This is a genomic window from Gemmatimonadota bacterium (assembly GCA_016714015.1).
Taxonomy (GTDB): Bacteria; Gemmatimonadota; Gemmatimonadetes; order Gemmatimonadales; family Gemmatimonadaceae; genus Pseudogemmatithrix.
In genome coordinates this window covers 107,975-120,606 of sequence record JADJNZ010000009.1, presented here as the reverse complement: position 1 = coordinate 120,606, position 12,632 = coordinate 107,975, and the positions used below count along the sequence as shown (strand labels likewise).

At 65.5% G+C, this 12,632-nt stretch carries 11 protein-coding genes; all 11 read right to left on the bottom strand.

Features of this window, described 5'->3' with window-relative positions:
- Positions 1–1,653 precede the first annotated feature (1,653 nt).
- The 11 genes from IPJ78_17345 to IPJ78_17295 all read right to left on the bottom strand — a co-directional run bounded on the left by IPJ78_17345 (position 1,654) and on the right by IPJ78_17295 (position 11,403).
- Positions 1,654–2,064 carry a hypothetical protein gene (locus IPJ78_17345; protein MBK7908308.1) on the bottom strand — a complete coding sequence of 137 codons (411 nt, stop codon included), beginning with the start codon at positions 2,062–2,064 and terminating at the stop codon, positions 1,654–1,656.
- Positions 2,065–3,288: 1,224 nt separating this feature from the next.
- Positions 3,289–3,687: a type II toxin-antitoxin system death-on-curing family toxin gene (locus IPJ78_17340; protein ID MBK7908307.1), complete on the bottom strand. Its 399-nt coding sequence runs from the start codon at positions 3,685–3,687 to the stop codon at positions 3,289–3,291.
- 15 nt (positions 3,688–3,702) lie between these two features.
- Positions 3,703–3,897: a hypothetical protein gene (locus IPJ78_17335; GenBank protein ID MBK7908306.1), complete on the bottom strand. Its 195-nt coding sequence runs from the start codon at positions 3,895–3,897 to the stop codon at positions 3,703–3,705.
- Positions 3,898–4,102: 205 nt separating this feature from the next.
- Positions 4,103–4,714 carry a hypothetical protein gene (locus IPJ78_17330; protein MBK7908305.1) on the bottom strand — a complete coding sequence of 204 codons (612 nt, stop codon included), beginning with the start codon at positions 4,712–4,714 and terminating at the stop codon, positions 4,103–4,105.
- A 1,776-nt stretch (positions 4,715–6,490) separates the two neighbouring features.
- The gene (locus IPJ78_17325; protein ID MBK7908304.1) at positions 6,491–6,739 is read right to left on the bottom strand and encodes a DNA-binding protein; all 249 of its coding nucleotides are present in this window, start codon (positions 6,737–6,739) and stop codon (positions 6,491–6,493) included.
- A gap of 176 nt (positions 6,740–6,915) precedes the next feature.
- The gene (locus IPJ78_17320) at positions 6,916–7,293 is read right to left on the bottom strand and encodes a hypothetical protein (protein ID MBK7908303.1); all 378 of its coding nucleotides are present in this window, start codon (positions 7,291–7,293) and stop codon (positions 6,916–6,918) included.
- Positions 7,294–7,462: 169 nt separating this feature from the next.
- The gene (locus IPJ78_17315) at positions 7,463–7,930 is read right to left on the bottom strand and encodes a hypothetical protein (protein ID MBK7908302.1); all 468 of its coding nucleotides are present in this window, start codon (positions 7,928–7,930) and stop codon (positions 7,463–7,465) included.
- Between the two features lie 1,361 nt (positions 7,931–9,291).
- The gene (locus tag IPJ78_17310) at positions 9,292–9,636 is read right to left on the bottom strand and encodes a hypothetical protein (GenBank protein MBK7908301.1); all 345 of its coding nucleotides are present in this window, start codon (positions 9,634–9,636) and stop codon (positions 9,292–9,294) included.
- Between the two features lie 187 nt (positions 9,637–9,823).
- Positions 9,824–10,279 carry a hypothetical protein gene (locus IPJ78_17305; GenBank protein MBK7908300.1) on the bottom strand — a complete coding sequence of 152 codons (456 nt, stop codon included), beginning with the start codon at positions 10,277–10,279 and terminating at the stop codon, positions 9,824–9,826.
- Between the two features lie 149 nt (positions 10,280–10,428).
- Complete coding sequence (locus tag IPJ78_17300) at positions 10,429–10,779, bottom strand: hypothetical protein (protein ID MBK7908299.1); 351 nt, start codon at positions 10,777–10,779, stop codon at positions 10,429–10,431.
- A 375-nt stretch (positions 10,780–11,154) separates the two neighbouring features.
- On the bottom strand, positions 11,155–11,403 hold the full coding sequence (locus IPJ78_17295) for a hypothetical protein (GenBank protein ID MBK7908298.1): 249 nt from the start codon (positions 11,401–11,403) through the stop codon (positions 11,155–11,157).
- Between the last annotated feature and the right edge of the window lie 1,229 nt (positions 11,404–12,632).

The following is a 12,632-nucleotide window of genomic DNA, read 5'->3' as shown; positions in this document are numbered from 1 at the left end:
GCGGCCACGGCCGACCCTGAAGTACGATGAGGCCGGGGCCGCCAACCCTCTACCCCAGCCGGCCATCAGCACCAACTGTCGTTAGGGCGCGGCGCACAGACGGCAGCGCCATGAAGGCCACCGCGGCGACGCCGTCGGCCCAAGACCCCAAAGCGGCAACGAGCTCATCTCGTACCCGCGCGGATGAAACTCAGGAAAGTACCAACTGCGAAGCACAAACCACGCGAGCCACGCGCCCAGGAGGAACAGTGCCGGCGCAATGAGCGCCCTGGCACGCGGCGCCATGAGCGAACCGGCCAAGACGAACACGAGGGCCTCGAGCGCGAGGCGGACGGCTTCCTGTCCATCTAGCGGAAGCACTGCCTCAAGCGTCGCCTGGCCGAGGCGTGTCTGGAGCCACCCTTGGACGCCCCGCGACGCGATGCCTGTCGCTCCGCATGAGCCGACGGCAGCGAGGGGACACAACAGCCAACGAGCGGTGTGCGCGCTTAGCATACGATCGATGCCGGTCTCGTCGCCCTAACGTTTGGTTGTGCTGTGGCCGCTCCAATAATGCGGCCGCGGAGCGGCCGCCATCAATAGCGCGGCCATCTGCACCAACTGCCGTTATGCGGCGGCCCGCCGTCCTCACCCCCGCGCGCCCACCCTCGCGCGCGCGCCGGACCGACCCCCTCGTAAGCAATGCCGGCGCGCGAACGCCCGGCGAAGCGCTCCGCGCCGCGGCGGCACTCGATCCTGGCGGAGCGCGCTCCCCAAAGTTGTGGGATTGAGGACGCCCACGTTCAGCGGCGTCGATGCCTCGGGCTGTACTTCCCACGCGGTGACGCCGACGCCAGTTGGCTGTCCCCCGCCCGCATAACGTTTGGTTGTGCTGTGGCCGCTCCAATAATGCGGCCGCGGAGCGGCCGCCATCAATAGCGCGGCCATCTGCACCAACTGCCGTTATGCGGCGGCCCGCCGTCCTCACCCCCGCGCGCCCACCCGCGCGCGCGCGCCGGACCGACCACCTCGTACGCAATGCCGGCGCGCGGACGCCCGGCGAAGCGCTCCGATCCGCGACGGCGCTCGCTCCTGGCGGAGCGCGCTCCCCAAAGCGGTGGGCTTGAGGACGCCCATGTTCAGCGGCGTCGATGCCTCGGGCTGTACTTCCCACGCGGTGACGCCGACGCCAGTTGGCTGTCCCCCGCCCGCATAACGTTTGGTTGTGCAGTGGCCGCCCCAATAATGCGGCCGCGGAGCGGCCGCCATCAATAGCGCGGCCATCTGCACCAACTGCCGTTATGCGGCGGCCCGCCGTCCTCACCCCCGCGCGCCCACTCTCGCGCGCGCGCCGGACCGACCACCTCGTAAGCAATGCCAGCGCGCGGACGCCCGGCGAGGCGCTCCGAGCCGCGGCGGCGCTCGATCCTGGCGGAGCGCGCTCCCCAAAGCGTTGGGCTTGAGGACGCCCATGTTCAGCGGCGTCGATGCCTCGGGCTGTACTTCCCACGCGGTGACGCCGACGCCAGTTGGCTGTCCCCCGCCCGCATAACGTCAAGTTGTGCCGCGGCCGCTTTCATGAAATGCAGGTGGGCGGCCGTGCGATACCGAAAGGTACAAAAGAGCACGGCCGCCCACCTGCTCCCCTAGACGGCCGTCGGTCACCAACTGCCGTTAGCTGGCGGCCACACCCGGACTCCGGTGCAAAGTGCCACCGTTTGCGTTCCCACGGGGCCTGCCGTACAGCACCTCGAACTCGCGGACCAGGAACTGCGCGCACGCGATTGCGCCGTCCTCGTACGTGGCCGGCCACTGGCAGTCGGCGCGATAGCAGACCACCCAGCGCAGGTCGGCTCGCTGCTGCAGGATCCAGCCGAAGTCGCCTCGCTTGTCCTCCACGTAGCGCACCCATCCCTCGATCAGCTGCGGATTGTCTCGTAGCACCGGCACCAGCCAGTCAGGCACCAACTGTGATCGGACCCGCGCGTAACCGGCGCGCTTGAGCGCGCGTCTCCACGGATAGATCACGCCGATCGGCGTGTAGCACTCGCACAACGCGCGCAAACTGGCGGCATTCGGCTTCACTGATCTCCGCTCCCGTCCAGCTAACGTTTGGTTGTGCAGTGGCCGCCCCAATAGTGCGGCCGCGGAGCGGCCGCCATCAATAGCGCGGCCATCTGCACCAACTGCCGTTATGCGGCGGCCCGCCGTCCTCACCCCCGCGCGCCCACTCTCGCGCGCGCGCCGACCGACCACCTCGTAAGCAATGCCAGCGCGCGGACGCCCGGCGAGGCGGCTCCGAGCCGCGGCGGCGCTTCGATCCTGGCGGAGCGCGCTCCCCAAAGCGGTGGGCTTGAGGACGCCCATGTTCAGCGGCGTCGATGCCTCGGGCTGTACTTCCCACGCGGTGACGCCGACGCCAGTTGGCTGTCCCCCGCCCGCATAACGTGTGGTTGTGCTGTGGCCGCTTCAATAATGCGGCCGCGGAGCGCGCCGCCATCAATAGCGCGGCCATCTGCACCAACTGCCGTTATGCGGTGGCCCGCCGTACTCACCCCCGCGCGCCCACCCTCGCGCGCGCGCCGGACCGACCACCTCGTACGCAATGCGGGCGCGCGGACGCCCGGCGAAGCCCTCCGAGCCGCGGCGTCGCTTGATCCTGGCGGAGCGCGCTCCCCAAAGCGGTGGGATTGAGGACGCCGACGTTCAGCGGCGTCGATGCCTCGGGCTGTACTTCCCACGCGGTGACGCCGACGCCAGTTGGCTGTCCCCCGCCCGCATAACGTTTGGTTGTGCTGCGGCCGCTTCCATAAGATGCAGGTGGGCGGCCGTGCGATACCGAAAGGTACAAAAGAGCACGGCCGCCCACCTGCTTCCCTAACGCGGCCGTCTGCACCAACCTCCGTTAGCCGGTGACGCTCGACATCCAAGGCGGCGTCACCGTGGCCGCCGCCACTGCTGCCATGTAAGCGCGCCGAACACGACGGTCATACCAGCCGCGGACATAAGGTGTCCCACTGATGATCCGTCACGGATGTGCACGACCAGGCTCGCCGCAAACAACACCGTCGCGAACATGCCGCCCCATCGCCGAATCGCTCCCGTTCCAGGAGCCTCGGAATTCGCGTTCATGGGATGCTCGAATCCATTTCTCATCCGGCTAACGTCAAGTTGTGCTGCGGCCGCTTCCATAAGATGCGGTTGGGCGGCCGTGCGGTACCGTCAGGTACGATAAAGCACGGCCGCCCAACCGCTACCCCAGCGCGGCCGTCTGCACCAACTGCCGTTATGTGGCGCCCGTCCGATCCGCTACGGTGCCGGGAATGCGACGAGAGATTCTCGGATCCACGTCGTGAACTCGTCCCGACTGATTGTCCCCGCCGCAACGCCGAGGATGACCCGTTCGGCGTCATCAATCCCTGCCGACAGCTCGAAGCCGTTCAGCACCAGAAAGACTTCAACCGCCGCGTGGCCGATGCGCTTGTTGCCGTCGACGAACGGGTGATTGAGGATGAGCGAGAAGCCAAGGGCGGACGCCTTCTCGGCGAGCGACGGATAGAGATCCTCGTCGGCAAACGTCGCACGTGGCTGCGCGAGCGCGGACTCCAGCGCGCCGAGATCGCGAATAGCAGACGCGCCCCCGCCGGCGACCAACACGCGGCTGTAGAGATCGAGGACTTCTGCGAGCGAAAGGAACCGGGTCGCCACGCGAACGGGCGCCCGCTACGCGAGCTTTCGGTAGAGTTCGGCGTTCTTCTCGACGACATGGCGGGCCGCGGTCTCGTAGGCGGCCTCGCGACGGTCGAGCAGGTCACGCAACGCGGCAGCCGCCAGTGCGTCCACCGGCACGTTCAGCCGCTGGGCGATGGCGTTGAGCTGGCCCTGCTGGGCCTCGGTGAGCTCGAAGGAGAGACGCATGAACGGAATCTAGGGGGCGAGCGGTCGTAGAGCCATCCCGCGCTCGCGTCCACATAACGTCAGGTTGTGCCGTGGCCGTTCCAACAATTTGCGGGGCGGCGGCCACGCCGACCCAAGTAGTACGATAAGGCGGGGCCGCCGCCCCGCTACCCTAGCACGGCCATCTGCACCAACCGCCGTTAGCCTGCACCCCGGCCCCCGCTGCCTATCTCACGCGCCAACCCTTCAGTCGGGCAGCCTCGGGTGACATCCAATTCCAGAAGGCGGGGCTAGCAATGCGCCATCCGGCCATCGTGCGATAAGCAACGATCGTGTCGACTCGAGCGACGCTGTCGGGTTCGAACTGACCGCCGACCAGCCGACCTCTGAGTCGCGAGCTGAGAGCGTAGCGCAAGGTGTCGGAACCGGCGGGCAACTGCGAGACGCGAGTGGAATCGAGGACGAGGAACGTATCGTATCCGGGTTCGTGGCCGATACAATCGACGGCGGTAGGTAACCACTCCTCGGTTCGATCGAAGGATCCAGTCGCGGCACGCCGAACGAACTCGCGGACCAGCGAGTCGCCCACGATGTGGCGGAGCGCCCGGTCAAACGCGCAACTCGAATCGTCCATCGCGCTGATCGACGCGACCGCGGCGTCGATCCGCGCGGATTCGGCACGCGGAGCTTCGGAGCGCGCACACGAAACCAGGACCGTTGTCAGGAGCAGCAGTGCCAGTCGCATCGCGCGTGTCAGGCTAACGTCAAGTTGTGCTGCGGCCGCTTTCATAAGATGCAGGTGGGCGGCCGTGCGATACCGAAAGGTACGAAAGAGCACGGCCGCCCACCTGCTTCACTGACGCGGCCGTCTGCACCAACTGCCGTTAGGGCGCGCCGCGCGGAAGTTCGGTCACGCCCCTTCTGATCCGGATCTCAACTCGCGGAACGCCAGCGGGACTCGCAATGAGCTGGACCGACTCATGCTGAGTCCCCGGACTGAAGCTCGCGGGGCTTCGCCCCCCTTTCGAGAGCGCGATCCGTCGAATCGGCACGGCTCTCGAGCGCCTCTAACCGAGCTTCCAGCATAGCCAGGCGATCATCGTCCCGTTCGTCGGTCAGTCGCTGCGTAGCGCGCTTCTGGTAGACGCTCAAGCCGACGCCAAGAGTCACGAGGGCGCCGATGGCTACTAGGAAGGCGAGTGGAAAGAGCGCACCCATGATTCTGCTCCGAGTGAGACGGCGCTAGTGTCGTCGCCCTAACGTCAAGTTGTGCCGCGGCCGCTTCCATAAAATGCAGGTGGGCGGCCGTGCGATACCGGAAGGTACAAATGAGCACGGCCGCCCACCTGCTTCCCTAACGCGGCCGTCGGTCACCAACTGCCGTTAGCCCGCGGCGAGCCCGACTCGATCAGTCGCCAGTCGCCGACTCCAAGATCGCGGATTCACACTCCAGCTGTATTGAGCCTGTGCTCGCGAAATCGAGGAGCAAGTGCCATCGGACCCCAACTTTCTCCGCTGAACACTCCCACGAGAAGGGCTTAGGGTTGGGCTTCAGCTCAATCTGAAGGTTCGTCACCCACCTGCATGTGATCTGAACCGCCTGCTGGAACCCGTTCGTTAGATCGAGCCTCACGTCGTGCCCGTCATTGAGCCAGCTGAAACCCTCGAGGAACGCATCGCATAGCCTAAACGAAGGCTCTGTGAGTTCCGAAAGCTCAACGCGCAATCGAGTCTCCTCTCGTCTGGCTAACGTCTAGTTGTGCCGCGGCCGCTTCCATAAGATGCAGGTGGGCGGCCGCGCCGTACCGAAAGGTACGACAGGGCGCGGCCGCCCACCTGCTACCCTAGACGGCCGTCGGTCACCAACTGCCGTTAGGCCGTGGTGGCAGCGGACCAAAGGCACGGCGCGGTCCGGGCGCTCTACGACAGTGGGACAACTCGGGAGCCGAAGCCCGACGTACACCCACGGAATCGTCCACGTCCTCTGGAGTCTCACCGAATCCGCGGGAGTGGCCTCCTCCGTGCCATCCCGTCTGTCGCGGCGCCAACCGGACGCTGTACCAAGCATCTGGAGAGCGATACAGGAGCAGACTGAGGAGGGAGGCAGAATCCACCTCCCAGTTCGTGAGCCCACTGACCGTGATGCCTGCAAAGGACTGCGCGTGCGTGCGTCGCTGCTCGAGAAACACGAAGCACGCATTGGACCGCAACGCCCATTCGATGTTTCGGGGCAAGACAGAGAGCGACTCCGCCGGAATGGTCGCTTCGAAGAGCACCAGCACGCCGCGCGCGAAGACCGCGCTATCCGTCGAGGACCGACAGCTTCCGCGACAGATCCAGAACTCATATGTGCCCGGGAGCTGCGCCTGAGGCGCCTGCGCCCCTGCGGTTGGCGTCGAAAACGGGGCCAGCGCCGCACACAACAGTGCGAGGCGAGGGACTCTCATAGACTCCCAAGTAGAGTGCATCGGCCTAACGTCAGGTTGTGCCGTGGCCGATCCAGTAATTGCGGGTGGGCGGCCACGCCCGACCCTGAGGTACGATGAGGGCGGGGCCGCCCACCCGCTACCCTAGCCGGCCATCGGTCACCAACCGCCGTTAGGGCGCCGGCGCGCTATGCCTCGTCGGGCGCATCAAGGAACCACTCGACGCGGCTACACTGCGCGCACGCCAGAGTGGTCGCCTCCTTCTGCGCCCACTCGAGTCCGACGAACGTCATTCCCATGGAGTGCAACTGCGCTTCGCCGCGCGCGAAGTGATCGTGGCCGCACATCGGGCACTTCAACGCGCGCCCAGCGACCTGGTAGCGGCGAGGTCCGCTCGATCCGGCCGCCGCGCCGATACCTGCCTTCACGGCGCGCAAGAACTTGTTCATCACGACTCCGGAGAGGGAAGCATCTGATTCAGGTCGCCCTAACGTTTGGTTGTGCCGTGGCCGTTCAAACAATTGCGGGTGAGCGGCCACGCCCGACCCTGGAGTACGATGAGGGCGGGGCCGCCCACCCGCTACCCTAGCCGGCCATCGGTCACCAACCGTCGTTAGGCGGCGCGATACGGCCACTTCGTTCCGGGTGATCGATTCCGCGACTCCAGCATCAGGGCACTCTCCTCCGCACGGAGACGCTCCAACTCCTCGCCTGCCCCCTCGATCGTGCGCCAGCGCTCGCCTTGTGCCAACTGGTTGATCTTCGCGCGACGCGTTCGGCAGCGAGCGCAGAACGTCGCTCCGCGCAGCAGCATCTTTACGGGCACCTGCTTGACTTCTAGTAGGAACTTCTGCTCTGCCGCTGACACTTCGATGGGATCGTCGCAGATTCCACAGAACGACTCAAAGGCCAGATACGCGACGAAGCCCACGAGCTGACCGAAGCCGTCGGTGATCTTGGCATGATCAATCAATACAGAGTCGTTCGCCATGCCCTCCCTCAATGCTGGCTCGTCCGCCTAACGTCAAGTTGTGCCGCGGCCGCTTCCATAAGATGCAGGTGGGCGGCCGCGCCGTACCGAAAGGTACGACAAGGCGCGGCCGACCACCTGCTCCCCTAGACGGCCGTCGGTCACCAACTGCCGTTATGCCGCCCGGACACTATGGCTTCTGTTCGACGCCGGGGAGCGAATCGGCCGCGAGCAGCTTGTCGCTGTGAACCTGGATCTTGGAGTACCAATTGGTGAAGCCCCAGTACGCCATTCCGAATCCGGTGCCCGTCGTGAACAACGCGATTACCGAAAGGACGATCAACTCGCGAACCTGGTGCCGAATCTCGCGATGCAGGACACGGTTCTCCTCGTGCAGCAGAAGGACGCGCTTAACCTCCTCGCGTGGCACCGAAGGGGCCGGGGCGACAGAGACTTCGGCTGCCGCTGAGCCCTTCTTCGGCCTCAAGAACGAGAGCTCTACGTCGACGACGCCGAGCTTCCGCTCCGCGTCGAATAGTCGAGCCCAGACGATTGCACGGAGCTTCAGCACCGCCCATAGCGAGACGCACACGAGCACTACGCCGCTCATCGAGACGAACTTGTAGAGGCTATCGGTTGGAATGAATGAAGGATCCATCTTGTCGGCACCTACGGCCTGGGAGGTCGGCATAACGTCAGGTTGTGCCGTGGCCGTTCAAACAAAATGCGGGTTGGCGGCCGCGCCGGTCCTTCAGGAACGAAAAAGCGCGGCCGCCAACCCGCTACCCTACCCACGGCCATCGGTCACCAACCGCCGTTAGCCTGCGGCGCCGCGTCACCACCCGCGCTGGCCACTTCGGCGACGCATCTCCGTGCGCTCAAGCGCCGACCCACGCGGCCAGAGCAGCCCGGCTCGGACGGCCAACTCGTGAACGTCATCCGGCTCAAGACCGTGGTCGACTACCCAGTCGCGCCAACGTGCGATGCGCCAGGACCAAACCGGCCAGGCTAGCAGCGGCGCGAAGACGGAGATAGCGAGCGGCAGTCGAGACCACGAGAGTGCCGCCCATACCACGCCTCCAACGCCAAGGGCGATCATGGTTCCGACGACCGGATAGTTCACGGTCCTCGTTCCGTATGCAACGGCGGATTCGGGTGAGATCGACATTCTAGGAGTGAGACCGACCTCTGTCTCGTCAGGCTAACGTCGAGTTGTGCTGTGGCCGATTCAATAAATGCGGGTTGGCGGCCACGGCCGACCCTGAGGTACGATGAGGCCGGGGCCGCCAACCCGCTACCCTAGCCGGCCATCAGCACCAACTGTCGTTAGGCGGCACCCTTCACGGGACCGGGCAATCTCGGCGGACCGCGCGAACACGGCGCTGACTCGTAGGGCTGGGACCTGCATCCCAACGCTCCTCGATCCGTCCATCAAGTTCGGTCTGCATCCCCGGCGGGTGGTCAAGCACGACCATCGTACCACTGAAGCCAGTGCTGAAGTCGATGCGGACGGAGTCTGTCAGGGAGTCCGCCATCCATACGGTCCATCCCCAGGCCGTCGCCTTCTCATCCCACTCAGGATTGAATCGAGGCGACAGCAGCGAAACTGACCGCCGCGGATGGTACCCCATCAGCGCGCTCGGATTGTCGGGTACCGTGTCGGGCCGCAGGCGGAGTACGGCAGCGGCGGTGAACGCTCGCGCCGAGTCGAGCGGACTGCCGTTGACTTCCCGCAGCTCGAAGCAGCCAAGGACTTCCGCGCGAAGGCTTGCGCGGGCGAGTCGCGGCGGCGGAGCGTTTCGCTCCCCGCCTGAGGCTCCGGTGCAGGCGCTCAAGAGCGCGAGAGTCAAGAATCCACGAACGCGCACGTGTCCGCCTAACGTCAAGTTGTGCCGCGGCCGCTTTATTAAAATGCAGGTGGGCGGCCGCGCCGTACCGAAAGGTACGACAAGGCGCGGCCGCCCACCTGCTCCCCTAGACGGCCGTCGGTCACCAACTGCCGTTAGACCGCGCGGCCGCTTACTGCCAGAGCCCGATCATCGCGACCTTGCCGCTGCGCCGATCGTACCGCAGGCTATGGTCTCTGCCACTCGGATTTCCTAGGATGAAGCGAGTGTCCGCGCGAAGTCCGGACATGTGCCACAAGTTCACGTCCACCTGTAGGCTGTCCTCGCTGAGTCCCAGGTCCACGAACCACTCCACCGGGCGCTGGTTCCGACGACGCAGATCTCGCATCGTCGCGGCGGCAGCGGGCTGCAACGTCGCGTCGAGCGATCGATACGCTGGCAGGTGCGTGAGGTGAAGCCGCGCGGCTTCGGCGAAGGCCTCCTCCGGGGGAGCCACATCACGCTTGGGGATGCTCACACATCCCACGAAGGTCAACAGGAGGAGAAAGCGTCGCTGTTGAAACATAGGGGCCGCAAATCCTCAGTCGTCGGTCTAACGTCAGGTTGTGCCGTGGCCGATCAAATAGATGCGGGTTGGCGGCCACGCCGACCCGTCCTTCACAATAAGGCGTGGCCGCCAACCCGCTACCCTAGCCGGCCATCGGTCACCAACCATCGTTAGGCGCCGGCGGATCGAGATCAGCGGCGAGGGCGGCGCCGAGAACCTCCGCGCCTGCACCACTCGGTAATGTTCGTAACATCTCCAAAATCGCTGCCAAGCGGGGGCCGCTTGGGAAGCTCACTCCGACTCCTTCGGGCAGGCGCGGGGCGATGCGGTCGATCTCGACCAGCACGCGCTCTTCGACACTCAACTCGCAGCGCTCGAACGTACGCCGCAAGGCGGCGCGAACATCCGAGACCTCGGTATCACTCGGTTGATAGACAGCCGCAACGAGTGCCGCAGCGTCCGCTCCGGCCGGCAGTTCCTGAAGACGAACGAGAATCTGCGCTGCGGTCGGAGCTTTGCCCAGGCGCCCGCTTGAGCCCATCGCTGTCAGGGACGACGTGTCGCCGATTCGACGCAGCTCGGCCTGCAACGCGACGTGTATCGATATCGACACAGGCAGACCTCAGTTCCGTGCGCCTAACGTTTGCTTCTGCTGTGGACGCTCATATAAAAAGGGTTTGGCGGGGCCTCCGCAACCAACCCAGGTCATCACGGAGGCCCCGCCAAACCCATCCGCATCGCGACCATCAGCAGCAAGCGTCGTTATGCCGCGACGCCTTTCGGGCGCGGCCGTTCCAACTCGCGCATGAACTCGCGTTCCTCGGTGAGCCGCGCCAACTGTGCGACCGTCGCGTCGAGTTCTTGCTCGAGGAGCGCGACGCGCTGCTGGAGGAGGTCTGGCGGCTCAGGAATCGGAGCGTGCCGACGGCGGAGCAGATTTCGACCGAGCACAGCGCCGAGTCCGACGCCGCAGCTGAGGACGAGGGCACCGTAGAAGAGGAACAGGCCCTGTGGGAGGATCACGAGCTCCATGAGACTTTCCTTGCAGAGGTCGGCATAACGTTGGCTTGTGCTGTGGCCGATTGAATAATGCGGCCGCGGAGCGGCCGCCATCAATAGTCGGCCATCGGCACCAAGCGTCGTTATGCGCGGCCGCCGCCCGGTGCCAGGGGGCGGACGAATCGCGCGGCGAACCATCCGCCCTACCTGGGGCCAACGTGCAGAGGTCCCGACGGCACGAGCGACGAGGGGCGGACCGGGTCAAGTCCCACGGGTGAGGTGCTGCCGTCCATCGTTGTTGCCGTTCACCCCAAACGATCTCGGCCGAGCTTCGAACTCGATCGCGACGGGTGGGGCGCCGCATAACGTCAAGTTGTGCCGCGGCCGCTTCAATAGAATGCAGGTGGGCGGCCGTGCGATACCGAAAGGTACAAAAGAGCACGGCCGCCCACCTGCTTCAGTAACGCGGCCGTCGGTCACCAACTGCCGTTATGCCGTGCGCGATCCAGTGCCTCCGGTTGGACGGCTCGCGCGCGTGACTCCAGTAGCCGCGAACGCACCAGCGATCGCGCCGACGAGCATGACAAAGGGCGACATCTCCCATCCGGCGACACCGAGGAGCTCGAACAGCTGATCGAGCAACGCATTCACACCATAGATCGCAACGAAGACTTGCGCGCCGAACCACGTGGGCCAGCGGCGTGCCATCTCATGAGCATGCTCGCGCGCAGAGATCACTAGCCCTCCTCGTCAGGATGCGTGAGACATCGGCATAACGTTGGCTTGTGCTGTGGCCGATTGAATAATGCGGCCGCGGAGCGGCCGCCATCAATAGCCGGCCATCGGCACCAAGCGGCGTTATGCGAGGCCGCCGCCCGGTGCCAGGGAGCGAACGAATCGCGCGGCGAACCATCCGCCCTACCTGGGGCCAACGTGCAGAGGTCCCGACAGCACGAGCGACGAGGGGCGGACCGGGTCAACCTCCACGGGTGCGGTGCGGTCGTCCCTCGTGGTTGCTGTTCACCCCAAGCGATCTCGGCCGAGCTTCGACCTCGATCGCGACGGGTGAGGCGCCGCATAACGTCAAGTTGTGCAGCGGCCGCTTTCATAAAATGCGGTTGGGCGGCCGTGCGGTACCTTCAGGTACGATAAAGCACGGCCGCCCAACCGCTACCCCAGCGCGGCCGTCTGCACCAACTGCCGTTAGGCAGAGGCGCTCGGAGCTCAGCGGTGGCGCTGCAGATAGGTGAGCGAGTCAAGCCGCCACGCCTGCCGCTCGTCGCGCGAAAGCCACGCAAGTGACTCCGGCCTGCAGCGTCCCGTGCACGAGACTATCTGAAACGCGACTGCGGCCCGCGTGCTGTCACCTATGAACTCCACCTCGCGGAACCTGCCAAGATGCTCTCCGCGGAGATCGGGGTCCCCGGGCAAGCCGAAGACTGGCCCCCACCGGAAACGACTCGTTTTCGAGATTGTCGACTCGCGCATGGCGAAGAAGCCCGCGGTCGCGGTGTCGCCACGGTAGCCGACGGAGCGGATTGGGCGCAGAATCATCGCTCGTTCAGCGGGAAGCACCGAGTCCAAGACGGCCACATACACGGCCTGCTCCGTTGCGGAAAACGTCGAAGGCGGGAGCGTACTCTGGACCGGTACGCGCCCCCCACAGGAGATCGCACAAACCGCGACTACCGCGACTCTTAGCACTTCACGAATCCGATTCCTTCTGCCTAACGTCAGGTTGTGCCGTGGCCGTTCAAATAGATGCAGGTTGGCGGCCGCGCCGGTCCGAAAGGAACGATAAAGCGCGGCCGCCAACCTGCTACCCTAACCGGCCATCGGTCACCAACCGTCGTTAGCCGGGCGGGGACCGATCGGGGCAAGAGGCAAGCCAACGCGTCTGACCGAACTCTCCAGACGTACTACTCGACCACTTGCCGTCTGGTGCTCGCGTGAACGGCAACGTTTCG

What these genes read in the sequence shown, in the direction of transcription:
- IPJ78_17335 (MBK7908306.1), bottom strand. Translation starts at nt 3,897, where the DNA reads ATGCGTCTCTCCTTCGAGCTCACCGAGGCCCAGCAGGGCCAGCTCAAC.
- IPJ78_17320 (MBK7908303.1), bottom strand. Translation starts at nt 7,293, where the DNA reads ATGGCGAACGACTCTGTATTGATTGATCATGCCAAGATCACCGACGGC.
- IPJ78_17315 (MBK7908302.1), bottom strand. Translation starts at nt 7,930, where the DNA reads ATGGATCCTTCATTCATTCCAACCGATAGCCTCTACAAGTTCGTCTCG.
- IPJ78_17300 (MBK7908299.1), bottom strand. Translation starts at nt 10,779, where the DNA reads ATGGCGGCCGCTCCGCGGCCGCATTATTCAATCGGCCACAGCACAAGC.